Consider the following 21,998-nt stretch of genomic DNA (forward strand, 5'->3'; position numbering starts at 1 on the left):
GATGAAGGAAATTAGAGACAAAGCACGTGAACTGATGAAGGGCTACTGCCGGGTCTGCAAGGTCTGCGACGGCAAGGTGTGCGCGGGCGAGGTCCCGGGCATGGGCGGCCTGGGAACGGGCGCGTCCTTCAAGGCCAACCTGGAGGCCCTGGAGGGATTCCGCCTGAACATGCGCCTGCTGCACGACGCGTCCGAGCCGGACACCTCCACGTCCCTGCTCGGCATCGACATGTCCATGCCGGTCATGGCCGCGCCCATCGGCGGCGTGTCCTTCAACATGGGCGGCGGCGTGTCCGAGGAGGACTATGCCGACGCCGTGGTCAGCGGCTGCAAGGCGGCCGGGGTCATCGGCTGCACCGGCGACGGCGTGCCGCCTCTGCTGCACGAGTCCGGGTTCGCGGCCATCGAGAAGAACGGCGGCCACGGCATCCCGTTCATCAAGCCTTGGGAGGGCGCCGAACTGGACGAGAAGCTCGAAAAGGGACGCAAGACCGGCTGTTCCATATTCGGCATGGACGTGGACGCCGCCGGGCTGATCACCCTGCGTCAGATGGGCCGTCCCGTGTCGCCCAAGCCCCTGTCCGAGCTCAAGAAGATCATCGACAAGGTCCACGGTTGGGACGCGAAGTTCATCATCAAGGGGGTCATGACCCCGGACGAGGCGGAACTGGCCGTCGAGGCGGGCGCTGACGCCATCATCGTCTCCAACCACGGCGGGCGCGTGCTCGACCACACCCCCGGCACGGCCGAGGCCCTGCCCGACGTGGCCGAAAAGGTCCACGGCAAGATCACCATCCTGGTGGACGGCGGCATCCGCACCGGCGCGGACGTACTCAAGATGCTGGCGCTGGGTGCCGACGGCGTGCTCATCGGCCGCCCCGTGGCCGTGGCCGCCGTGGGCGGGTTGCAGGAAGGCGTCGAGCAGTACCTCGCGACCATCAAGGCCCAGCTCTCCGGAGCCATGGTCCTGACCGGCTGCAAGGACATCGCCTCCATCGACAGCAACGTCCTCTTCTAAGGAGCGCCGAGCCTTGATCACCACCTACATCCTGTACATCTGCCTCGGGGCAGTGGCCGGAGTCCTGGCCGGGTTGCTCGGCATCGGCGGAGGGCTGGTCATCGTGCCCATGCTCAACTTCGCCTTCGAGTGGCAGAACTTCCCGGTGGAGCACATCCAGCATATCGCGCTGGGCACGTCCATGGCCACGATCATCTTCACCTCCCTGTCGTCCATGCGCGCCCACCACAAGCGCGGGGCCATCAACTACGCCGCCTTCTGGCGGCTGACGCCGGGCATCATCGTGGGCACGTACCTGGGCTCCTGGATCGCCTCGCTGCTGTCCACCATGTTCCTGAAGATCTTCTTCGGCCTGTTCCTGTACTACGTGGCCACGCAGATGATCCTGAACATCAAGCCCAAGGCCGCCCACGAGCTGCCCGGCCAGGCCGGGACCTTCGCGGCGGGCGGCGGCATCGGCGTGTTCTCGGCCCTGGTAGGCATCGGCGGCGGCACCTTGACCGTGCCGTTCCTGTCCTGGTGCAACCTGACCATGCACGCGGCCATCGCCACTGCGGCGGCCGTGGGGCTGCCCATCGCCCTGGCGGGCACCGCAGGGTATGTGATCAACGGCTGGTCCGTGGCCGGAATCCCCGGCCCGCACATCGGCTACGTGTACATTCCGGCCCTGCTCGGCATCATCGTGACCAGCATGCTGACAGCGCCGTTTGGCGCCAAGCTGGCCCACAGCCTGCCCGTGACCAAGCTCAAGAAGATCTTCGCCATCCTCTTGTACCTGGTCGGCACGCGCATGCTCTGGAATGCCTTCATGTAGGCTGTTCTCCCAAACCTCCAGGTAATAAAAAAGGGACTGCAAATGCAGTCCCTTTTTCTTTTATCGGAAGAGAAAATTCCACTTTCTACAGACCGTTCTCCCTCTGGTGGGCGTCCACGACATTGTCCACGCGGACGAGCTTTTCCTCGATCCTGCCGGGCTTGATGGTGTAGCGCGTCACGGTCCATTCGAGCTGGTCGATGAACTCCACGTGGCCGTAGCCGTTTTCGGGCAGCAGGTCGCGAACGGCCTCGATGAAATCGTCGATCAGGATATAGTGGCCCTCGTGGTCCACGCGCAGGACGTCGCCGTCGTAGTCCACCTGCTCGAAGGGGCAGAGGTCTTTGATTTTATCCCATATTTCCGGTTTGATGCGGTGAAAGTCACCGTAGACGCGAACATCTTCCATGTTGTTTCTCCCTTGGGGAACGTGCTGGGAGTGAATTAGGCATTCAGGCCCAGGCGGTCAACCAGGAAGCGGGCTTTCTGTTCCAGGTCGTGCCACAGCAGGGTGCGGTTTTCCCGCCCCAGGCGGGTGAGTTCCTCGTCGGCGTACTTGGTGTCCAGCTTGAGCTTGTTGCCCATGACCTGGCCGATCTGCCCGGCGGTCTTGGACTTGGCCAGGGACGAGTGCTGCACGTGGCGCACGGCCAGGCCGCCCACGTACAGCGCGGGCGTGCCGTCGAGCGCGGCGCGCAGGTCGCGGTCCAGGTCGTCGAATTGGGACGGGGTGTAGCGCAGGTCGAAGGGCCCGGTGCGCCCGAGGGAGCGCAGGTTTACCAAATGACAGCAGCCCGACACGGACAGGCAGGGCCGGGTGTAGGAGAACAGCCCGGTGTCGGCGCTCCCGGCGCAGTTGTCGTAGACCGGCACCCGGTTGGGCAGGCCGCCCGGCTCGGGCGCGGGCGGGGTCACGGGAAAGATGTTGTAGTCGGCCGACTGCAGGCCATAGGGCGGCGCGGCCGCGGTGATCCGGCAGCCCACGGACCCGATGTCGTCGCGTCCGCGCACCGGTCCGAGCAGGCGCAGGAGCCAGTCCTTGGGCAGAAAGATGTCGTCGTCCAGAAACGCGGCCCAGCGGGCCTCGCGCACCCCGGGCAGGGACAGCAGCCAGTTGCGCGCGCCGGGCGCGCCCACGTTGACGGGCAGGGTCTCGACGTGGAAGCGGTCCGCGCCGAACCGCTGGGCGGCTCGGGCCAGGACCCGATCCGTGTGGTCCGTGGACCCGTTGTTCAGGGCGAACACGCGGGCCCGGCCCATGTCGCTGGCGTAAAGCGACCCCAGAGTGTCGGCCAGCAGGTCCGCCTTGTTCCAGGAGTAGACCAGCACGGCCGCTTCCGCGCAGTCGTCGGGTTCGGCCACGGGCGTGGGACGGAAAAGATCGTGCAGCTTCAGCGTCAGGTTGACGTGCCACGGGACGGCCTGCCACAGACCGGCCAGTGCGCCCTTGGCTTCGGCGGTGCGGCCCATGCGCAGCAGCAGTTCGCCGCCCGCGTAGGCCCGCCACAGCCCCCAGAGAGCCGGGTCGAGTCCCTCGACGATCGGCAGTGCCTCCTCGGGCGGCAGGCAATGGAAGGCCCGGTCCGCTTCGAACCGAGCCCGCAGCGGCAGGCCGACCTCGGTCCATCCGACCATGTCCAGGGCGGCCATGGCGATCTCCGGCCGGCCCAGGTGGAGGAGGTCCCGCCATACGAGATGCAGCCAGCCCAGGCCCGTTTCCGGATTGCCCAGGACCACGGCCAGAAAGCGCAGGATCAGCCCCCGGTCGTCCTGCCGGGCCAGATCGTACCAGACGTCCGTGGCCTCGCCCTCCTCTGGCCGCTTCATGTCCGCCGCCAGGACCATGAGTCGGGCCAGGGCCGGGGCCGCCTTGAGCCCGAGGTTGACCGCCTTGACCGCCCAGCGGGCCAGCTCCGGGTGGAGCGGATGGGCCTGCATGGACCACAGGGCCATGCCCACGGCCGCGTTGCGGCAGCCGGGGTTTTCCTCGCCCAGGAGGAACAGGCCGGGCAGCAGGCCGTTTAAGGCCTCGGGCAGTCCCATGCCCAGGTGCCAGCCGGAAAAATGGTGCGCGAACGCCGGTTCCACGGGCGCGCAGGGCGGCAGGGTGCGGGGGAAGGCGAAACGGTTCATGATGGTTGCCGATTAGCAGAAATTCCAGTCCGGGACCAGTCAGCCGGACGCGGAGGCCAGGGCCTCAAGGTCGTCGAGGATGATCCTCGCGGCCCGGCCCGGCGCGCCGGGATCGCCGACCATGGTGCGCAGGACCTTGAGCCCGTTTTTGATCTCGCCGTAGGCCTCGGGGTCGTCCAGCCAGGACCGGGCGGTCCGGGCCAGGTTCTCGGGCGAGGCGTCCCGGCCGATGTATTCCGGGTATATCTCTCGGTCCAGGATGAGGTTGGGCAGGGAGACATACCGCACGTTGATGAGCATCCTGCCGATCATTTCGGACAGGGGCGAGACCTTGTAGGCCACCAGGACCGGGGTGCCGATGAGCGCGGTCTCCAGGGTCACGGTGCCCGAGGCGGCCATGATGAGCTTGCATGTGCGGAAAACCTGGTAGCGCTCGGCCGGGGAGACGAAGGACACCGGGATGTCCTCGGGCCACAGGGAGCGCAGCAGGGATTCGTCCATGCCCGGCGCGCGGACCAGGACGTATTCCAGGCCGGGATGGTCCACGGCCAGCCTCCGGGCCGCGCCCGCGAACACCGGGAGCAGGGAGGTGACCTCCTTGGTCCGGCTGCCAGGCAGCAGCCCGATGCGGTTTTCCCGAACCGGGAGCCCGTCCAGCAGATCAAGGGGCAGCACATCCATGAGCGGATGGCCCACATAGGCCACGTCCATGCCGTACTTGGCGTAGAAATCCTTTTCGAACGGCAGGATGCAGATGACCTTGCGGACGAAGTCGCGCAGGAAATTGGCCCGGCCCGAGCGCCAGGCCCAGATCTGCGGGCTGATGTAGTAGTACACCGGGATGCCGAGCTTCTTGGCCATGCGCGCGATGCGGAAGTTGAACTCCGGGCAGTCCACCAGGACGATGGCCCGGGGCCGGAGGGCCGCGAGTTCCTTCCTGATCACTCCGAGCAGCTTGAGGATGCGCGGCAGGCCGCCGAGGATTTCGGTGATGCCGACCAGGGATATCTCGCGCATGGAGTGGCGCGGCACCAGCCCCTCGGCCTCCATGGCCGGGCCGCCCATGCCGGTGAAGGGCACGTCCGGGTCCACGGCCCGAAACGCCTTCATCAACTCCGCGCCGTGTAGATCGCCGGAGGCCTCGCCCACGCTGAACCAGATGGGACCGGATGGATTGCCTGTCTGCATGCACAGTTAGTAGCCCATGTCCGGCCGGCCCGCAAGACGAACCGGGATATGCCGTTCTACGGGGGTTGCCATGGGAGGCGTAGGCCTGTACTAGACACTCGCAACGCGAACTCTAGAACGAGGATACATATATGTTGAAAGTCGGAGTGGTCGGTCTGGGCCGGATGGGCGGCGTCCATCTGCGCAATTACACCGAAATGCCCGATGTGGAAGTGGTCGGCGTGGTCGATGTGGACGCCAAGGCGCGCGAGGACGTCACCGCCCGGTTCGGCGTGCCGACCTTCGCCACCCTGGACGAACTGCTCGCTCAAAAGCCGGACGCCGTGTCCGTGTGCGTGCCCACCTTCCTGCATCACGAGGCGGGCATGCGCCTTCTGGAACAGGGCGTCTCCACGCTTATCGAAAAGCCCCTGGCCGCCACCGCAGCCGAGGGCGCGGAACTGGTCGCCAAGGCCAGGGAAAAGGGCGCCGTGCTCATGGTCGGCCACTCGGAACGCTTCAACCCGGCCATCGAGCGGGTCAAGTCCCTGCTCGAAGACGACGTCATCTCCGTGCACATCGAGCGGGTCAGCCCGTATCCGGTGCGCATCCAGGACGTGGGCGTGATCAAGGACCTCGGGTCCCACGACATCGACCTGATCCGCTACCTGACCGGCTCGGACTTCAAGAACGTGCACGTGGTCGCTTCCGCCACCTTCGGCGAGCATGAGGATTCCGCCGTGATCACCGCCGAGATGGAAAACGGCGTCCTGGCCCAGATTTCCACCAACTGGGTGAGCCCGTTCAGGGGCCGCAAGATCAACGTGGCCTGCAAGTCCCGATTCGTGGCCGCCGATCTGATCGCCCAGAGCGTCATGGAATATTCGCCCTTTTCCGAGGTAGAAAAGACCTACTCCGTGCGCGAATGGCCCGTGGTCGCCCGCGAACCCATCAAGGCCGAGCTGACCGCCTTTCTCGACGCCCTGCGCAACAACATCCCGGCGCCCATCACCGGCGAGGACGGCCTCGAAGTCCTCAAAACCTTCGAACGCCTCTTCGACAGCCTCCACGGCTAGGCGTCATACCGTACCAATAAAAAGGGGCCGCTCCATTCGGAGCGGCCCCTTTTTTTTCGCCTCCCCCGGACCCCCATCCTTCTCACCCTCCTAAACCTTATGTATCCGCTTCGCGGGGCAGGGACGAATAGAAATGGCCTCCGACTCATCCCTGAGTCATGAGCTTCCATTTCTTCATTCTTTTGGAGCGATTCGGGTGCGCAGCACCCGACAGCGGCTCTTTCGGTCGCGCTGGCACAAGGCTTTCGAGAGTGGGGCCGCTGTGCATTTTCTTCCGGGGGCTTTCACCGCAGCGTAGCCTTCTACGCGAGGATGGAAGCCCCCGGAAAAAATGTGCGGATGGCCCGCTTTCGGAAGCCGCCTTACTTAACCGCTACCGAACCTTCCGTGACGGGGGCGGCTTCTGGGGCTTCCACCGAAATATAGTCGACCACATCCGCCAAACCATTGACCTCCTCGGCAATAGCCAAGGCCGCTGTCTTCTGGCTGAAGTCCTTGGTCCGCCCGATGAGGATGGCGTGGCTGCGGAAGACCTCCACGCGGAGGTCCGTGCCGTTGAGCCGCTTGGTCCGGCCGAACCGTTCGGACAGTTCCTTGATGAGGAGTTCGTCGCGGGCCGCGTCGCGGGCGGCCTGTTTGGCCGGGGGGCCGGGAAGAATTTGCAGGTGATGGTCCGTATGCCCTCCACCGTGGCCGCCGTGCGGATGGCGTAGTCCGCCCTGCTGCGGCTCGCCACCTGGCCCACCAGGTACGCCTTGGCGTCGATGACGTGGGCCGAGAGATGGAGGTCGTTGAGCGCGAGCCGTTCACGCAGCCGCCGCTGCAACTGGGCGTCGTGGACGACATCCAGGCAGCCGCCGTCCACGCTGTTGCGCGGCAGGAGCTTGTCGGCCGAGACCATGGCGTCGTAGCCGGTCATGGCCCCGCCCGCCACCTGGACGGCGGGATAGACCGCGCATCCGGCCAGGAGCGCGCAAAGGATGACGGCCAGGGCCGCCTTGGTCGCGTGTTCGGGCATCATTGACGAGGAAGTATAGTCGAAGGACTAGAAATTGTCTAACACTATCGGCCGGTCATCCCTTGACGGCCAGGACGTGGACCAGGCCCGCGATGGACTGCCGGTCGACCACGTGGAACTCGGTCAGCCGGTCCCTGATGTCGTTCCAATGGCTTTCGCGGATGACCAGGACCGCCTTGTCGCGGGTCGCCATCTCCTCGATGAGCCGGTCGTAGTTGTCGAACTCGGGGTAATCGTGCCCGGCATAGAAGGTGTAGATGCCGGAATAGACCCGCGCGGCGAAGGGCGCGTAGCCGCGTTCGATGTAGTCCTTGAGGATGAGGGCCTGCCGCCGGGGGCTCATGGCGTCGTCCAGGGACGGGGCGGCCAGCATGCCCACCGGATATATCCACAGGATCATGGCCAGGGCGCAGGTCATTAGCGCGGCGCGGAACCCCTTGGCGCGCACCGAGACGATGGCCGCGCCGCCGAGGATGAGCACGGCCGCGCACAAGCCCATGCCGCGCACGGGTACCGGGACCGGGATGAGGTCGCCCGCCAGGAGCAGGGCCGCGCCGATCACGATCCACAACCCGCCCACCAGGGTCCACAGCCGCCGGGCGCGGGGGTCGCTCATGGTCCGCAGGGAGTCGGCGGTGAGCAGGGCCAGGGGCGGGAACATGGGCAGGACGTAGATGAAGACCTTGCCGGACAGGGAGGAGAGAAACAGGAAGGTGCCCAGGAACATGATCCAGAGCAGGGTCGTGGGCCCGGCATGGCGGCGTCCGGCCCACAGGGCGGACCAGAACGCCGGGGAGGCCAGCCGCTTCAGCGGGGCGGCGAACAGGGCCAGGGTCCAGGGCATCCAGGCCAGGGGGAAGGCCGCGAAATACCACCACCACGCCTCTTTGTGGTGGAAGGTGTGGGTGGCCCGCTCCAATATCTGCTTGCCGAGCACGGTGTTGATTAGAAAGCCCGGCCCCTCGGCCAGGATCACGCCCCCCACCCAGACGGCGAGCATGCCGAGCATGGCCAGCAGGCCCAAGCCCGTGCGCCGGGAGAGCAGCCGCTTGGCCTCGCCCTTGAAGAGCAGGAACAGGGCGATATTGACCAGCGGGAACAGGAAGCCCAGCGGTCCCTTGACCAGGGTGGCGGCCCCGGCCAGGACGAATCCCCAGACCGGCCACCAGCCCTCGGACGTTCCGGAGTAGGCGCGGAAGAAGGCGGCGTGGCTGAGGATGATCAGGGCCGCGAACATCAGGTCCATGCGCGAGTAGTGCAGCAGGGCCGCGACCATGAAGGTGGACAGCAGGATCAATGTGGAGGCCAGGGAAGTGGTCCGGTCGAACCTGAGCGTGCGGGCCAGGGCGTAGGCCGCGACCAGGAAGAACAGGCCGGAAAGGGCGGCGCCCAGGAAGAAGACGGCGGGCTGGTGGAACGGGGTCAGCTTGTCCAGGAGCCAAAGGAACCAGAAGTAGACCGGCGGCTTGTCCGGGTAGGGCTGGCCGTTCAGGGCCAGAACGACCCACTTTCCATTGGCCGCCAGGTTCTTGTAGGCGTCGGCGTAGCGGACCTCGTCCGAGAACCACAGGGCCCGGTTGCTCAGGGCGAACCAGGTCTGGGCCAGCACGGCCAGGGTCATGGTCAGCCAGGGGTGGTTTTCGAGCCGGGTCCAGATGGTGCGAAGGGCGCTCATGTCATGATCTCCTGAAAAGCGAGGAATCGGCGATGATCACGGCGGCGAAACCGCCCACGCTGCTGAGCAGCCAGCCGAAGAAGACGTCCGTTGGGTGGTGCCAGCCGAGGTAGATGCGCGAGAAGCCGACCAGTCCGAGGGACAGTCCGAGCAGGACGGTCAGGGCCGCGCGCGACAGGCGCAGGGCCAGGGGCAGGGTCCAGCCGGTGTATTCGGCGGTATGCCCCGAGGGCAGGGCCTCCTGCGCGGCCCGGCCGGACAGGGGCTCGTACCAGTGCCCTTGGCCGGGGCGCGGCCTGCCGATGAGGTATTTGGTGAAGTGCACGGCCAGCCCGGCCACCAGTCCCTGGACCACGAGCACGACCAGGACGAAGCGCAGCCGCTCCCGGTTGCCGGTCCGCCAGGCGGTCAGGAGCATGCCCGCGTATACGAGATAGAACAGGGGGTTGCACCAGTCTGTGACGAATTTCATGAACATTGTCAGCCCGGCGTGGGCCGCGCGGAAGTCCTTGAAGAACAGGGCCGCGTCGCGCTCGGTGTCGAACCCGAGCCAGAGGGCGGCCAGGATGAGCAGCAGCGGCGCGGAGTAGAGCGCCCAATGTTTCAGGGAAGTGCAGCGCATGCGGGTTTATAAGCCATCGGGAGCGGCCAGGCAAGCCAGGCCCGGCGGGTGTCTAGGACTCGCCGTCTCCGTTCTGCGGGTAGGGTTCGTGGGTGTACCGGGCCCAGACCTCGGGGCTCGCCTTCAGGTCCTTGAGAATGTCGGTCAGAGACTTGCCTTCCTGTTTCCAGTACTTGTCGGCGTTGTCCGAGCATTCGAAGGGGATAACCAGGGTGCCGTCCTCGGTCAGGAAGGGTTTCTTCTCGTCCATGGCCGGGGACTATTTCACGGAACCGGCGCAAAGACAAGCCTCCTGTTCCGGCAATGAATCGCCCGTGTCGGCGGGGGGTTGGCGGACCGCGTACCGAATCAGGCCACGGCCTGGTCGTCGGCGGCCAGGCAGACCTTGCGGTCGATCTCGCGGACCTTCCTGAGCACGTTCTTGGCGATGCGCTTGAATTCGCCCAGGTCCTTGGACTCGTAGAGGTACTTGGCCTTGGTCAGACCGGCCATGTCCACGATCTCGTTGAACAGGTACGGGCAGTAGAGCGGGTCCTGCTTCATGAACAGCTCCACCCGGCTCAAGGCCTCGTGGACCTTTTGCTGGTTGTCCGCAAGGTCCCTGAACAGCTTGGTCAGGTGCTTTTCCGCGTTGCGCATGGAATTGGACCACATGGGCGAGCGCGGTTCCAGGCGCAGGGGCGGGACCGCGTGGCGGCAGTCGTTCAGGTTGCGCAAAAAGCTCTCCACCGCGCCCGGGGCCGAGGCCAGGATGCCCTTGGCGTAGGCCGTGTCCACGTCCACGACCTTGGTGCCCTCGATGACCACGCCGCCGCCGTAGAGGTTGAAGACCGGGAAGTCGGACTGCTTGAGGTCGTCCTCCAGCTCGCGCTTGGCGGTCATGTACTGCACCGTGGTCAGGATTTCCTCGCCGTCCATGTTGCGCGTGGTCTGGTGCCAGGAATACCGTTTGTCCGAGGTGGTGTGGTTGTGGTGGCCGCCCGAGTGGGACATGCCGTTGATCCAGGCGTAGTCCTGCCCGGCCAGGAGCAGGTGGGAGACGCCGCAGTAGCGCAGGAAGCGCGACAGGGTCACCGAGACGTTGCCGCCCGCGTCGAGCACCAGGTCCCGCTCCTCGAGCACCTTGGTGCCCACGCCGCCCACGGTCCACAGGGGCAGGGTCGGTCCGGGATAGCGCTTGAGGATCATGGGGTCGATCTTGGTGGAGTAGACCAGGGGCACGTCCTGGACGAAATCCGGGTCCAGCCGCTCGAAGACCTTGAGCATGGACTTGTCGTAGTCGATGGCCGCGCACAGGTGCGGCTTGATGCCGAGGTTCTGCAGGGACGGGATGGTCTGCAGGGCGCAGGTGTAGAGCACGTGGCCCATCTTTTCCTTGAGCAGCGGGGCCATGGTCTCCAGCGACGGGCCCGCGCCGAGGATGACCGCGCCCACGCCCGCGCCCTTGCCCTCCATGGGCTTGAGGCTGCCGTCGCGCATGGCCTTGGCGAAGTTGTCGATCTCGTTGCCGACCATGACGTCCTGGCGGTGGCGCAGGGTGGACAGCTCCAGGGAGAAGTTTTCGAGCTTGTTCTTCAGCCAGGTCGCCCAGCGGGCGTATTCCGGCCCGAGTTGGCGGCTGGGGATGTCGCTCTTCAGGTGGATCTGGCCGTAGATGAACTGCAGGTCCAGGTTGCGGACCACCTCGGACAGGAACCGTTCGTCCGGGACCAGCAGGTGAAACTTTTTGTTCTCGAAGAACGGCCGGTAGTCGGTCTGGCCCAGGCAGGCCAGGAGCATCTCGGAGCGCGGCTCAAGGAGCATGACCTTGTGGGTGTCCGGGGTGTTGGTCAGCAGGTGGTTGACGCCGTAGCCCAGGTTGGAGCCGACCACGAAGGTGGCCGAGGTCCCGGCCTTTTCCGGGTGCAGCCAGTTGCCGTACAGCCCCTGCGGGGGCAGGGATTCGAACATGCCCTTGCCGTTGTCCATGCGCCAGTCGTGCAGACCGAACTCGTTGCGGAACAGCCTGGTCTTGAGCATCTCCTCGTTGAACGGGCGGGTGGACAGCCACTGGAAGATGGGATTTCCGGTGCGTTGCAGGTATTCGATGTTGTCTTTCAGGAACGGGTACGGATTCATGGTGCGGCCTCGCGTGCTCAAAAAATGACGGTTCGACCGGGAAAATGCACTTTGCATGCCAGTTGCGCCAAGCCTGTTTTTGCCCTACGGTGCGGGCATCCATTTCGAACCCAACCCGCATGATTCCAGGGCGCTACGATGAACAAGAACCTGCTTGAGCTGATCGGCGACACGCCGCTGGTGGAGATACGCCACCTCAACCCCAATCCGAACGTCAGGATTTTGGCCAAGATCGAGTGCCAGAATCCCGGCGGGTCCATCAAGGACCGGGTGGCGGCGGCCATGATCGCGGCCGCCGAGGAGTCGGGCGAGCTGACCAGGGACAAGATCATCATCGAGGCCACCTCGGGCAACACCGGCGTGGGTCTGGCCATGGTCGCGGCCATCAAGGGCTACCGCATCAAGCTGCTCATGCCCGAGACGGCCTCCGAGGAGCGCAAGATGATTATGGCCGCCTACGGCGCGGAGCTGGAGCTGACCCCGGGCCACCTGGCCACGGACGGGGCCATCGAGCAGGCCTACCGCTACGCCCGCGAGGAGCCGGACAAGTACGTGCTCATGGACCAGTACAACAACCCGGCCTCGGTCCTGGCGCACTACATGGGCACCGGGCTCGAAATCTGGAATCAGACCGAGGGCAAGGTGACGCACTGCGTCATGACCCTGGGCACCTCGGGCACGGCCATGGGCATCGCGAAAAGGCTGCATGAGATGGGCCAGGTCTACGTGGCCGCGGTGGAGCCCTATGCGGGGCACAAGATACAGGGCCTCAAGAACATGCTCGAATCCTACCCGCCGGGCATCTACGACAAGCACGCCCTGGACGAGATTCTGCACGTGGAGGACGAGGACGCCTTCGAGAACTGCCGCAGGCTGGCCCGGCACGAGGGCATTTTCGCGGGCATGAGCTCGGGCGCGGCCCTGGGCGGGGCGTTGCAGCTGGCCGAGCGGTTGGACCAAGGGCTCATCGTGGTCATCTTCCCGGATTCGGGCGAGCGCTATCTGTCCACCCACCTCTACCGCCAGCGGTCCGGCAGCGGGGTGACGATCTTCGACATGGCCTCGGGCGCGGACAAGATGCTCAACACCGCGTCGGGCCTGGGCGCGTACACCATGGGCCCGAGCCTGGACAACCCGGACGGGTTGGACTCCTGGCGCAGGCTGGCCCTGCTCGACGTGTTCGTCCGCCACCTGGCCGGGCGCGGCGTCAAGGTCGAGGGCGTGGCCGGGCTGACCGACATGGACGACCGCACCCTGGCCGCGGCCCGCGAGGCGGGCACGGACCGGGCCTCGTTCGCCGCCGATCTTCGCGAGGCGATCCTGGCGCGCGGCCGGGCCATGGGGCTGTCCGAGTCCCTGAAATTTCCCCTGTCGTCCGCCGGTAACGAGACCGCGCTCACCCTCTGCCGCAAGCTGTTGGGCAAGGGGCTGGCCTACGAGAAGCTGCGCAGCGTCTACTTCGACGTGTTCCGCGACAAGCGGTACGGCGAGATCGGCACGGTGGACCTGGACAAGGTGTCCGGCGGCCGCACGGTGGACCTGGACGCCTACGTCAAGGACAACCCACTCGATTTCACGCTGTTGAAACGCGCCTCGCTCATGGACCTGAAGCGCGGCGAGGTCCTGGAGACCCAGTGGGGCAACGTGCGCCCGAGCTGGTTCTTGCAGCACGCGGCCATGGCCCTGGACGAATCGAACCGGACCGACGTGATGATCGGCTCGGACAAGCACCGCTTCCCGCACCTGGAGAACCTGCGGGCCATCTGGTCCACGGCCGGGCGCGAGGCCCAGGCGTGGATGGTCTGCCAGCAGACCTCGGACGCCGAGGGCGAGACGCTGGCCACGGTGGCCGAAAAACTCGGCGGCTTTCGCGCGGCCCGCTTGTGGCTGCTGTCCGTGGCCACCCGCAAGCCCCTGTGCGCGTCCGGCGAAAACCTGGCCATGTGGGCCCGCAACTGGCGGCGCATCCAGGAGGGCGCGGTGGCCCTGACCCTGGCGCTGGACGCGCGCGGCGACGCCGTCCCCACCGACGTGGAGCAGGCGGTCTTCGACGTCAAGGCGGCCTTCAGGACCGCCCTGGACCAAGGCCTCAACCTCCACCACTTCTGGCCCGCCCTGTTCAAGTTCATCAAACAGGTCAACCACTGGACCGCCGACAACCAGCTCACCGGCGCGGCCGCCAAGGCCTGCCTCGACGAACTCAAGGCCATCGACACCATCCTCGCCATCATCGACCCCGCCCAAATGCCCGTCCCCCTCGGCGACCTGCCCAAGGAAGTGCAAGGCATGGTCGCGGACAGACAGAAGGCGCGGGAGGCCAAGGACTTTGGCTTATCGGATGAACTGCGGGACAAGATCGGGGGGGCCGGATTCAGAGTTGAGGATACGGGGGGTGTGCCGAGGGTGTTTAAGGCGTAGGTATTATTTAGATATGGAATGAAAGAGGGTCGCCCAGAAGGGCGACCCTCTTTATTCCTCTCCGGAGGCTGTATTCTCTGAAAGCTCTTGAGGAATAGGTGAACATTCCATGTTCTCAAACAGGCCATATTCTTTTTTAAAGAAAAGCTCCCCCCGTCCAGTTGTCCCATTGCGGTGTTTTGCTATGATTATTTCTGCGTGGTTTTTCAGTGGATTGTCTTCACTTTTGTTGTAGAGCGCATCCCTGTAAAGGAATACAATATTATCAGCGTCATCTTCAATAGCTCCAGAATCACGTAAATCCGCAAGCATAGGGCGTTTGTCGAGCCGCTCTTCAACCTTACGATTTAATTGTGAAATTAGAATTATATGTACATTTAACTCCCTCGCCAATGTTTTCACCTCACGAGTAATGTCGGCTATTTCTTGGTCTCGTGGTGCACGAGGTGTAGTCGGGTGGATAAGTTGGAGGTAGTCAATAATATATAGTTCAGCTTTGGTATCACTGTGGCTTTTAATCAGCTGTGTCGACAAAGTGTTGAGTGTGAGCCTTGGGGTATCGTGTATAAAAATGGGAGAGTTTTGAATGATATCGGTAGCGTCGTACAGTTTCTCCCAATCGGCATCATCTAACCACCCTTTTTGTAGGCGTGAATACTCAATTCTACTTTGGATAGCACACATCCTGAGGGTTATTTGATCTATTGATTGTGAGGGTGCGAAGATAACTATTGGTATTTGCGATCTGATTGATGATCTTAAAGCAATGTTTAAGGCAAAATACGTTTTCCCGACGCTTGGTCTTCCAGCTAATACAGTGACTTCTCCTGACTGTAATCCTTCCATTAGCATATCAAAGTCATGATAATGTGTTGGTATGCCAGTGTTTGCTTTTATGTTAAAATTCTGAACGATTGTCTCTAATGTTTTAACAATAGCTTGTGATGCTGTGTAAGTTTGTTCTTTAGTTATTGTCATGCGTTTATCCAGTATTTAATTGTAAAATGTGTGAGATGTGTTGTACAAAAGTGGTAGCATGATTTTAAGTTTACTAAACAGTAAGATTAAATACTATATAAATAAGTACAACACCCACAACACCACGGGCATGCAAATGTCCGCGAAGAACACGGGCCCGGCGTTGCCGGGTTTTTGGGTGCCGCCCACGCGGAGGTCGGCGGCGTGGACGGTGAAGGCGCCGACCAGGAAGAAGGTGGCGAAGAGGATGGTGGCGAGCCAGAAGCCGTCGCGCAGGGGGGAGTGGCGCAGGCCGAAGGCGAGAACGCCGCAGCCGCCGAGCGCCAGGTTGGCGAAGGCTATTTCCTTTTGGAACGGGCTGCCGGGCCGCCAGCCGATGTAGGCGGCGACCTGGTCCGATTTGTAGTAGTGGCCGAGGAAGGCCCACAGCGCGCCCAGGCCGACCTGGACGCCGAGGAGCCAGGCCAGGAGCGTGGCGAAGAAGGTCGCGTCGGTGAATATCCAGTTCAGGAAGGCGCAGACAACGGCGATAACGGCCAGGTAGACGACGTACATAAACCCCTCCGGTGTTTCGGGTGGCGGACTGGCCGCACCGGGAGTTCGGCACGGGCCTTACCGAACGCTATATCGTAAAAGTCGATCCGTCAAAAGCCGATCCGAAATAAAAGCTCCGATTCCCCTCGCGAAGCGATAAACCCCCCGCGCCGCAGGCGCAAAATGGGATGGAAGGGTGCGAACCCTTCCCCGCCGGAGGCGAAATCACCCGACAAACGCCGCGCAGCGGCTTTCAAGTCCTGGTTCTCATCTTAATCAAACAAAAAAAGGAGCCGCCCCTTTCGGAACGGCTCCCGGTGTGGTCGCTGCGCGGTACGCCGCGGTTAGTCAAACAGATACAGGAATTCCCCGTAACCCTCCGCCCGCATCTTGTCCTTGGGCACGAACCGCAGGGCGGCGGAGTTCATGCAGTAGCGCAGGCCGGTGGGTTGCGGGCCGTCCGTAAAGACGTGGCCCAGGTGGTTGTCCCCGGCCTTGCTGCGGACCTCGGTGCGCACCGAGAAGAGGGAGCGGTCCTCCTTTTCCACGATGTTTTCCGGCACCAGGGGGGTGGTGAAGCTCGGCCAGCCCGTGCCGGATTCGTACTTGTCCGTGCTCGAGAAGAGCGGCTCGCCGCTGACGAGGTCCACGTAGATGCCCTCGGCGTGGTTGTCCCAGTACGTGTTGTCGAAGGGCGGTTCCGTGCCTTCCTCCTGGGTTACCTTGTACTGCAGCGGGGTGAGGTTCTTCTTCAGGGTGTCCTTGTCGGGCTTGACGAAATCGCCTCCGGCGGCGGTGACCAGGGCGTTGTCGCGCGCGGCCTCGATCACGTCGTCGGCCTCATCGCCCCAGTGGTTGTCCACGAACTTGTCGCGGCCCGAGAAGTAGCGGTAGGTCTTGTAGCGCACGGGATTGTGCTTGTAATAGTCCTGGTGGTAGCCCTCGGCCGGGTAGAAGGTGGTGAACGCGATGAGCGGGGTGATGACGGGCTTGTCGAAGCGGCCGGACTCGTCCAGAGCCTTCTTGGACGCCTCGGCGGTCTCGTGCTGCTTCTCATTGTGGTAGAAGATGGCCGAGGTGTACTGGAACCCCCGGTCGCCGAAGGAGCCGCCGGTGTCGGTGGGGTCGAAGTGCCGCCAGTAGTGGTCCAGGACCTGGGCGTAGCTGATCCGCGCGGGATCAAAGGTCACCTGCACCGACTCGCGGTGGCCGGTGGACCCGCTCGAAACCTGCTCGTAGGACGGATTGGGCTCGCTGCCGCCCGCGTAGCCGGACACGACCTTGATCACGCCGGGCAGCTTTTCCATATCCGATTCCACGCACCAGAAGCAGCCGCCCGCCAGGGTGGCGATCTCGTAGTTCGCATTGGTAGTGTCAGCCATTGCCGGTTCCTCCGATGACGATAGGATGGTCATGCCGAAGCCGAGCGCCAGGAGCAGGGCGCCGGTCAGGGTAAAATATGCAAGCTTGCGGATCATGTGATCACCTCCATGGGTGACAATGATAGTCATTATTACATCAAGGTAGGCACGATCCCGAATATGTCAATGCGGGAGGGGGTGCGGGGCGGCCTGGCCGAAAATGCCCGAACCGTTATTTTTTACCGGAAAAGGGTGGATTTTTGGTTTGTTTTGGGGCAAGTGGCATTGCTTCGCGGCGGCTGGATGTGCATAGTGGCCCTATCAGGCCGAGGGCCGCGACCGAATTTCGCATTGAATCACATCAAGGAGAGACCATGCCCAACCAGAATTACACTCTTTTCAGCGGCGGCGCCCAGGGTGCCGAGAATCAGTTCGGCAAGCTCGCCGAATACCACGGCCTGTCCGAAGTGAACTACACCTTCGAGGGCCACCGCATCGAGCGCACCCGCGGCGTGCGCGTGCTGACCGACGAGGAACTGACCCAGAAGGACGTCAGCCTGACCTACGTATCCCGGCTGCTGAACCGCAAGTTCACCAACGCGGAAAAGATGCGCAAGGTCCTGCAGACCATCATGTGGCAGGTGGACGCCAGCCAGCAGATTTTCGTGGTCGGCACCATCCTGGACGACGGCACGGTCAAGGGCGGCACCGGCTGGGGCGCGGAATTCGCCAAGATCTGCAACAAGGACCTGTTCGTCTTCGACCAGGCCAAGGACGGTTGGTCCAAGTGGGAGCACGGCGCATGGGTGGCCGTGGACGCTCCGGCGGTCACCGCCGGACACTTCACCGGCACCGGCACCCGCTTTTTGGAGGACAACGGCAAGAAGGCGCTCGAAGAGCTGTTCTCCCGTTCCTTCAAATAGCGCCACCGAAAGGCAAATGAAAAGGCGGCCCGGATATTCCGGGCCGCCTTTTTTTGTATCGTTGTCGCGCGAGGCTAGACCTCGAGCTTCTTCTTGGTCTTTTTCTTGGTCTGCGAGTACTTCTTCACGTCGATGTTGTACTTCTTCACCTTGTAGTTGACGATCCGGTAGGACACGCGCAGGTCGCGGGCTGATTGGAGCATGTTGCCGCCGGTCTTCTTGAGCGAGTCGATGAGCAGCTCCTGCTCGAACTTGGCCACGGCTTCTCCGAAGGACAGGTTGGTGCCCGTGGCCGAGCTCTCGGCCGACTGCAGGGTCGGCGGCAGGTGGTAGGTGCGGATGACCTGCTCCTCGCAGAGCAGGACCGCGCGCTCCATGCAGTTCTTCAGCTCGCGCACGTTTCCCGGCCAGTGGTACATGACCAGCAGTTCGATGGCGGGCGTGGAGATGCGCTTGACCTCCTTGCCGTATTCGTCGGTGAACTCGGCCAGGAAATGTTCGGCCAGGGGCAGGATGTCCTCGCGGCGCTCCTTGAGCGGCGGGATGAAGATCGGGAAGACGTTGATGCGGTAGTACAGGTCCTCGCGGAACAGCCCCTTTTCCAGCAGCTCCTCCAGCGGCTGGTGGGTGGCGCAGATGAGGCGCACGTCCACGGTGATGGTCTGCTCGGAGCCGACCCGCTGGATTTCCTTTTCCTGGATGGCGCGCAGGACCTTGGCCTGGGCGTCCATGGACAGTTCGCCGATCTCGTCCAGGAACAGGGTGCCCTGGTCCGCCACCTCGAACAGGCCGCGCTTGGTCTGGAACGCGCCGGTGAACGCTCCCTTCTGGTGGCCGAACAGTTCGGACTCGATGAGTTCGGACGGCAGGGCCGCGCAGTTGAGCTTGATCAGGGGCTTGTCCGCGCGCGGGCTGGACTGGTGGATGGCCTCGGCCAGCAGTTCCTTGCCGGTGCCGGACTCGCCGCGCAAGAGCGCCGTGGCCCGGCTTGGGGCCACCTGGGTGGACTGGCGCAGGACCAGGCGCATGGCCTTGGAGGCGGCCACGAAGTCCTTGGGCGGGGCCGCATCCGCCCCCCCGGCCATGAGGCCCTGGGAGAGCAGGTGGTTCTGGGTGGCCATCTCCTCCTGGAGCTGGGCCACGTGCCCGGCGATGATGCCCGCCACCACCTCGAGGAAGTCGCGGTGGGCGGCCATGTCCTCGGCCGGGATGAGCGGCACGTCCACGGACAGCGCGCCGATGACCTCGGCTTCATCCGAACGCAGGTTGATGACCGGGACGCAGATGAAGCCGAGCTTGCGGAGTTCCTCCTCGCTTCGGCCGAACGCCTTGTTCAGGAACTCGGGGTCGTCGGACATGCGGGGCACGCTGATGGACCGGCCCGAGTCGAAGACCCGGCCGATGATGCCCCGGCCCGGCGAATAGGTCACGTCGTCGGACTGCGCCGGGCTGTAGGTCAGCGAGAGCTTCAGGTTCTCGGTCTTGGGGTCCATGATGACCATGAACGCCCGGACGTACTCCATGTCCAGGGCCAGGGTTTTCAGGAGCGCGTTGAGCGATTCCTCGAGGGTCGTCTCCTTCCTCAAGGTTTCCTGGATGGTCTTCAGCGTGAGCAGGTAGCTGAGATCATCGGAGTGGTCCTGTGTGTTGGTTGCCATTCTACTTCTCTGGGAGTTCAAGCTCTAGGAGTTCAGGGCCTTGACGCCGAGTTCCAGGGCTTTGAGGTTGACGGCCTGCAGCTTGGCCGGGAGATTCGCCTTGATGGCGGCTTCCAGGGCCTCGGGGCCGAAGGGCAGCTCGCCGGCCGCGCAGAGCGCGCCGAGCATGGCGATGTTGCCGGACTGCACGGCGCCCGCTTCCAGGCCGATGGACTGGTTGGCCATGAAGTACACCTTGTCGGTGCAGGTGGACACGGCCTTCCTGATGTCGTCGATGGTCGGGCATTCCTGTTTGCCCATGGCCACGGACAGGGGCGGCATGTACTCGGTGGACGAGACCACCAGGCCGCCCTGGCGCAGGTAGGGCAGGGCGCGCATGGTCTCCATGGGTTCGAACCCGAGGAGGATGTCGGCCTCGCCGATGCCGATCTTGGGCGACTTGCACCCGATCAGCACCGTGGACTCGACCACGCCGCCGCGCTGGGCCATGCCGTGGATTTCGCCCGAGGTCACGGTCAGCCCCTGGCTGAGGGCGGTCTTGGCCAGCAGGGTGGTGGCGGTTAGGGTGCCCTGGCCGCCCACGCCGGTCATGAATATGCGGATTTTCTTGGTATCGGGCATGGTTAGCTGCCTCTCTTCTTGGCTTTGATGTGCCCGCAGACCTGCAGGCAGAGCATGCAGCCGTTGCACAGGATCGGGTTGACCGCGGCCTTGCCGCCTTCCTTGTACATGGCCGGGCAGGCCAGCTTGTCCAGGCAGTCGAACCGGCCGGTGCAGGACTCGGCGACGTAGGCCACCTGCGGGGCGATCTTCTTGTAGACCCTGCGGGTGTACAGCGGGCAGGGCTCCTTGGCGATGAGCACGCGCACGCCGCTCATCCCGCCGAGTTCCTCCAGGGCGGCCATGGTCTTCCTCTGGTTGAACGGGTTGACCGTGCGCACCTCGGTGACGCCCAGGCCGCGCACGGCGGACTCGATGTCCAGCGGGTGGTCGTTGTCGCCGATGACCGTCTTGTCCACGCCCGGGTTGGGCTGGTGGCCGGTCATGGCCGTGGTCCGGTTGTCCAGGATGACGATGAGCACGTCATGGGCGTTGAAGACCGCGTTGGCCACGCCGGTCAGGCCGGAGTGGAAGAAGGTGGAGTCGCCGATGAAGGCGACCACTTTCTGGCCGGACGCCTTGGCCAGTCCGCCGCCCGCCGAGATGGAGGAGCCCATGCACAGCAAAAAGTCGGCGGTCTGCAGCGGGGGCAGCAGGCCCAGCGTGTAGCAGCCGATGTCCGAGGAGTAGACCGCGTCGTCGCCGAAGACCTTGCGGGCCGCGTAGTAGGTGCCGCGATGCGGGCACCCGGCGCACAGGTTCGGCGGACGGCCGGGCAGCTCGGGCAGGGAACATTCGCAGGTGGGCACCGGGGATTCGCCCAGACCCTCGCGGATGGCGTTCTCGACCATGGTCACGTCGAACTCGCCGTTGCGCGGCAGGACGTCCTTGCCCTTGATCTCGATGGAAAGCCCGTTCTTCTGGGCCAGGACGCGCAGCTCGTTCTCCACGACCGGCTCCAGTTCCTCGACCACCAGGACCGTGTCCACGGACTTGAGGAAGTCCAGGCACTTGTTCTCGGGCAAGGGGTTGGAGAAGCCGAGCTCCAGGACCGTGACCTTGTCGGCCAGGCCCGCGTTGTCCAGAGCGTCGGCCACGTAGGCGCGGGAGATGCCGGAACAGACGATGCCGTATTCGCCGCTGCCGGTGACCTTGTTGTACGGGGAGTTCTCGGCCTCCTCGCGCAGGGCTTCCATGCGTTCCATGAGGCGGACGTGCATGGGCCGGGAAAAGGCCGGGATGGGCACGAAATGGGGCGGATTGCGCTTGAAGCCCTCGGGCTTGCCCGGGGCCGGGGCCGGGCCGAACTCGACCGGGCCGCGCAGGTGGTTGACGCGGGTGGTGGTCCGCAGGAGCAGGGGCGCGCCGTGCTTCTTGGACAGGAGCAGGCCGTCGCGGGCCATGTCCTTGGCCTCCTGGGCCGAGGACGGTTCGAGCACCGGCATGCCGCCCAGGCGGGCGTAGATGCGGTTGTCCTGCTCGTTCTGGCTGGAATGGCAGCCGGGGTCGTCGGCGGACAGGAGCATCAGCCCGCCGGGAGCGCCCACGTAGCAGAGGGTCATCAGCGGGTCGGCGGCCACGTTCACGCCCACGTGCTTCATGGTGCACATGGACATGGCGCCGGCCAGGGTCGCGCCTCCGGCCACTTCCAGGGCGACCTTCTCGTTGACCGAGTATTCGAAGTAGTATTTGCCGTCGGGCGAAATGCGGTAGAACGTGTCCGGCACTTCGCTTGAGGGGGTGCCGGGGTAACAGGTCACCACCTGGATGCCCGCTTCCACGGCGCCGCGCACGATGGCTTCGTTGCCGAGGAGCAGATGGGTGTCGCCGGGAGTGTCACCCAAGAGCGGATTTGCCATTTTGCCTCTCCTGCGGCCGGATGCCT

The 21,998-nt window shown here is 64.2% G+C and carries 19 protein-coding genes and 1 pseudogene; 5 read left to right on the top strand and 15 right to left on the bottom strand.

Annotation, left to right across the window (positions count from 1 at the left end; translation table 11 throughout):
• Nucleotide 1: 1 nt before the first annotated feature.
• Nucleotides 2-1,018 carry an alpha-hydroxy-acid oxidizing protein gene (locus tag BerOc1_RS15000; protein WP_071546465.1) on the top strand — a complete coding sequence of 339 codons (1,017 nt, stop codon included), beginning with the start codon at nt 2-4 and terminating at the stop codon, nt 1,016-1,018.
• Nucleotides 1,019-1,031: 13 nt separating this feature from the next.
• The gene (locus tag BerOc1_RS15005; protein ID WP_071546466.1) at nt 1,032-1,832 is read left to right on the top strand and encodes a sulfite exporter TauE/SafE family protein; all 801 of its coding nucleotides are present in this window, start codon (nt 1,032-1,034) and stop codon (nt 1,830-1,832) included.
• Between the two features lie 85 nt (nt 1,833-1,917).
• Here BerOc1_RS15005 and BerOc1_RS15010 read toward each other — a convergent pair whose 3' ends face one another.
• Genes BerOc1_RS15010 through lpxB form a run of 3 tightly spaced genes read right to left on the bottom strand, consistent with a single transcriptional unit; the run spans nt 1,918 to nt 5,153 of the window.
• Entirely contained in the window at nt 1,918-2,241 is a 324-nt protein-coding gene (locus BerOc1_RS15010; protein WP_071546467.1) for a hypothetical protein, read from the bottom strand.
• A gap of 35 nt (nt 2,242-2,276) precedes the next feature.
• Entirely contained in the window at nt 2,277-3,965 is a 1,689-nt protein-coding gene (locus BerOc1_RS15015; RefSeq protein WP_071546468.1) for a glycosyltransferase, read from the bottom strand.
• Between the two features lie 39 nt (nt 3,966-4,004).
• Complete coding sequence (gene lpxB, locus BerOc1_RS15020) at nt 4,005-5,153, bottom strand: lipid-A-disaccharide synthase (RefSeq protein ID WP_071546469.1); 1,149 nt, start codon at nt 5,151-5,153, stop codon at nt 4,005-4,007.
• Nucleotides 5,154-5,284: 131 nt separating this feature from the next.
• Between lpxB and BerOc1_RS15025 the strand changes: the two genes are divergently transcribed.
• Complete coding sequence (locus BerOc1_RS15025) at nt 5,285-6,208, top strand: Gfo/Idh/MocA family protein (protein ID WP_084641617.1); 924 nt, start codon at nt 5,285-5,287, stop codon at nt 6,206-6,208.
• 362 nt (nt 6,209-6,570) lie between these two features.
• Here the strand turns inward: BerOc1_RS15025 and BerOc1_RS19335 are convergent, their stop codons facing one another.
• The 6 genes and pseudogenes from BerOc1_RS19335 to BerOc1_RS15050 all read right to left on the bottom strand — a co-directional run bounded on the left by BerOc1_RS19335 (nt 6,571) and on the right by BerOc1_RS15050 (nt 11,641).
• Nucleotides 6,571-6,873: a BON domain-containing protein gene (locus tag BerOc1_RS19335; RefSeq protein WP_341349799.1), complete on the bottom strand. Its 303-nt coding sequence runs from the start codon at nt 6,871-6,873 to the stop codon at nt 6,571-6,573.
• Nucleotides 6,874-6,932: 59 nt separating this feature from the next.
• Nucleotides 6,933-7,229 (bottom strand): annotated as a pseudogene (locus BerOc1_RS19475) (BON domain-containing protein); the annotation flags it as partial.
• A gap of 52 nt (nt 7,230-7,281) precedes the next feature.
• On the bottom strand, nt 7,282-8,901 hold the full coding sequence (locus BerOc1_RS15035; protein WP_071546471.1) for an ArnT family glycosyltransferase: 1,620 nt from the start codon (nt 8,899-8,901) through the stop codon (nt 7,282-7,284).
• A gap of 1 nt (nt 8,902) precedes the next feature.
• Nucleotides 8,903-9,523, bottom strand: a complete 621-nt coding sequence (locus BerOc1_RS15040; RefSeq protein ID WP_071546472.1) for a phosphatase PAP2 family protein — start codon at nt 9,521-9,523, stop codon at nt 8,903-8,905.
• A 52-nt stretch (nt 9,524-9,575) separates the two neighbouring features.
• Complete coding sequence (locus BerOc1_RS15045; RefSeq protein ID WP_071546473.1) at nt 9,576-9,773, bottom strand: hypothetical protein; 198 nt, start codon at nt 9,771-9,773, stop codon at nt 9,576-9,578.
• Nucleotides 9,774-9,871: 98 nt separating this feature from the next.
• A complete protein-coding gene (locus tag BerOc1_RS15050) occupies nt 9,872-11,641 on the bottom strand; it encodes a motility associated factor glycosyltransferase family protein (protein ID WP_071546474.1) in 1,770 nt (589 codons plus the stop codon).
• A gap of 138 nt (nt 11,642-11,779) precedes the next feature.
• On the opposite strand from BerOc1_RS15050, the gene BerOc1_RS15055 reads away from it, so the two are divergent.
• On the top strand, nt 11,780-14,059 hold the full coding sequence (locus BerOc1_RS15055; protein ID WP_071546475.1) for a cysteine synthase: 2,280 nt from the start codon (nt 11,780-11,782) through the stop codon (nt 14,057-14,059).
• Between the two features lie 51 nt (nt 14,060-14,110).
• Here BerOc1_RS15055 and BerOc1_RS15060 read toward each other — a convergent pair whose 3' ends face one another.
• From BerOc1_RS15060 to msrB, 3 genes are all read right to left on the bottom strand, one after another.
• The gene (locus BerOc1_RS15060; protein WP_084641619.1) at nt 14,111-15,037 is read right to left on the bottom strand and encodes a DnaB-like helicase C-terminal domain-containing protein; all 927 of its coding nucleotides are present in this window, start codon (nt 15,035-15,037) and stop codon (nt 14,111-14,113) included.
• Between the two features lie 93 nt (nt 15,038-15,130).
• Complete coding sequence (locus BerOc1_RS15065; RefSeq protein WP_071546477.1) at nt 15,131-15,592, bottom strand: DUF6790 family protein; 462 nt, start codon at nt 15,590-15,592, stop codon at nt 15,131-15,133.
• Between the two features lie 323 nt (nt 15,593-15,915).
• On the bottom strand, nt 15,916-17,049 hold the full coding sequence (gene msrB, locus BerOc1_RS15070; protein ID WP_084641623.1) for a peptide-methionine (R)-S-oxide reductase MsrB: 1,134 nt from the start codon (nt 17,047-17,049) through the stop codon (nt 15,916-15,918).
• A gap of 257 nt (nt 17,050-17,306) precedes the next feature.
• Between msrB and BerOc1_RS15075 the strand changes: the two genes are divergently transcribed.
• On the top strand, nt 17,307-17,855 hold the full coding sequence (locus BerOc1_RS15075) for a hypothetical protein (protein ID WP_071546478.1): 549 nt from the start codon (nt 17,307-17,309) through the stop codon (nt 17,853-17,855).
• Between the two features lie 74 nt (nt 17,856-17,929).
• On the opposite strand, the gene BerOc1_RS15080 is transcribed toward BerOc1_RS15075, so the two are convergent.
• Genes BerOc1_RS15080 through iorA form a run of 3 tightly spaced genes read right to left on the bottom strand, consistent with a single transcriptional unit; the run spans nt 17,930 to nt 21,972 of the window.
• Nucleotides 17,930-19,513: a sigma-54-dependent Fis family transcriptional regulator gene (locus BerOc1_RS15080; RefSeq protein WP_071546479.1), complete on the bottom strand. Its 1,584-nt coding sequence runs from the start codon at nt 19,511-19,513 to the stop codon at nt 17,930-17,932.
• A 24-nt stretch (nt 19,514-19,537) separates the two neighbouring features.
• On the bottom strand, nt 19,538-20,134 hold the full coding sequence (locus BerOc1_RS15085) for an indolepyruvate oxidoreductase subunit beta (protein ID WP_071546480.1): 597 nt from the start codon (nt 20,132-20,134) through the stop codon (nt 19,538-19,540).
• Between the two features lie 2 nt (nt 20,135-20,136).
• The gene (gene iorA, locus BerOc1_RS15090) at nt 20,137-21,972 is read right to left on the bottom strand and encodes an indolepyruvate ferredoxin oxidoreductase subunit alpha (RefSeq protein ID WP_071546481.1); all 1,836 of its coding nucleotides are present in this window, start codon (nt 21,970-21,972) and stop codon (nt 20,137-20,139) included.
• Nucleotides 21,973-21,998: the final 26 nt, after the last annotated feature.

The sequence above is a fragment of the Pseudodesulfovibrio hydrargyri genome (assembly GCF_001874525.1).
Lineage (GTDB): Bacteria > Desulfobacterota > Desulfovibrionia > Desulfovibrionales > Desulfovibrionaceae > Pseudodesulfovibrio > Pseudodesulfovibrio hydrargyri.

Excerpts from the sequence above, each read along its gene's own strand:
- BerOc1_RS15010 (WP_071546467.1), bottom strand. The coding sequence starts at position 2,241 with ATGGAAGATGTTCGCGTCTACGGTGACTTTCACCGCATCAAACCGGAA.
- BerOc1_RS15055 (WP_071546475.1), top strand. The coding sequence starts at position 11,780 with ATGAACAAGAACCTGCTTGAGCTGATCGGCGACACGCCGCTGGTGGAG.
- BerOc1_RS15080 (WP_071546479.1), bottom strand. The coding sequence starts at position 19,513 with ATGGCAACCAACACACAGGACCACTCCGATGATCTCAGCTACCTGCTC.
- lpxB (WP_071546469.1), bottom strand. The coding sequence starts at position 5,153 with ATGCAGACAGGCAATCCATCCGGTCCCATCTGGTTCAGCGTGGGCGAG.
- BerOc1_RS15065 (WP_071546477.1), bottom strand. The coding sequence starts at position 15,592 with ATGTACGTCGTCTACCTGGCCGTTATCGCCGTTGTCTGCGCCTTCCTG.
- msrB (WP_084641623.1), bottom strand. The coding sequence starts at position 17,049 with ATGATCCGCAAGCTTGCATATTTTACCCTGACCGGCGCCCTGCTCCTG.
- BerOc1_RS15015 (WP_071546468.1), bottom strand. The coding sequence starts at position 3,965 with ATGAACCGTTTCGCCTTCCCCCGCACCCTGCCGCCCTGCGCGCCCGTG.
- BerOc1_RS15025 (WP_084641617.1), top strand. The coding sequence starts at position 5,285 with ATGTTGAAAGTCGGAGTGGTCGGTCTGGGCCGGATGGGCGGCGTCCAT.
- BerOc1_RS15060 (WP_084641619.1), bottom strand. The coding sequence starts at position 15,037 with ATGACAATAACTAAAGAACAAACTTACACAGCATCACAAGCTATTGTT.
- BerOc1_RS15050 (WP_071546474.1), bottom strand. The coding sequence starts at position 11,641 with ATGAATCCGTACCCGTTCCTGAAAGACAACATCGAATACCTGCAACGC.
- BerOc1_RS15000 (WP_071546465.1), top strand. The coding sequence starts at position 2 with ATGAAGGAAATTAGAGACAAAGCACGTGAACTGATGAAGGGCTACTGC.
- BerOc1_RS15035 (WP_071546471.1), bottom strand. The coding sequence starts at position 8,901 with ATGAGCGCCCTTCGCACCATCTGGACCCGGCTCGAAAACCACCCCTGG.
- BerOc1_RS15045 (WP_071546473.1), bottom strand. The coding sequence starts at position 9,773 with ATGGACGAGAAGAAACCCTTCCTGACCGAGGACGGCACCCTGGTTATC.
- iorA (WP_071546481.1), bottom strand. The coding sequence starts at position 21,972 with ATGGCAAATCCGCTCTTGGGTGACACTCCCGGCGACACCCATCTGCTC.
- BerOc1_RS15075 (WP_071546478.1), top strand. The coding sequence starts at position 17,307 with ATGCCCAACCAGAATTACACTCTTTTCAGCGGCGGCGCCCAGGGTGCC.
- BerOc1_RS15040 (WP_071546472.1), bottom strand. The coding sequence starts at position 9,523 with ATGCGCTGCACTTCCCTGAAACATTGGGCGCTCTACTCCGCGCCGCTG.
- BerOc1_RS15085 (WP_071546480.1), bottom strand. The coding sequence starts at position 20,134 with ATGCCCGATACCAAGAAAATCCGCATATTCATGACCGGCGTGGGCGGC.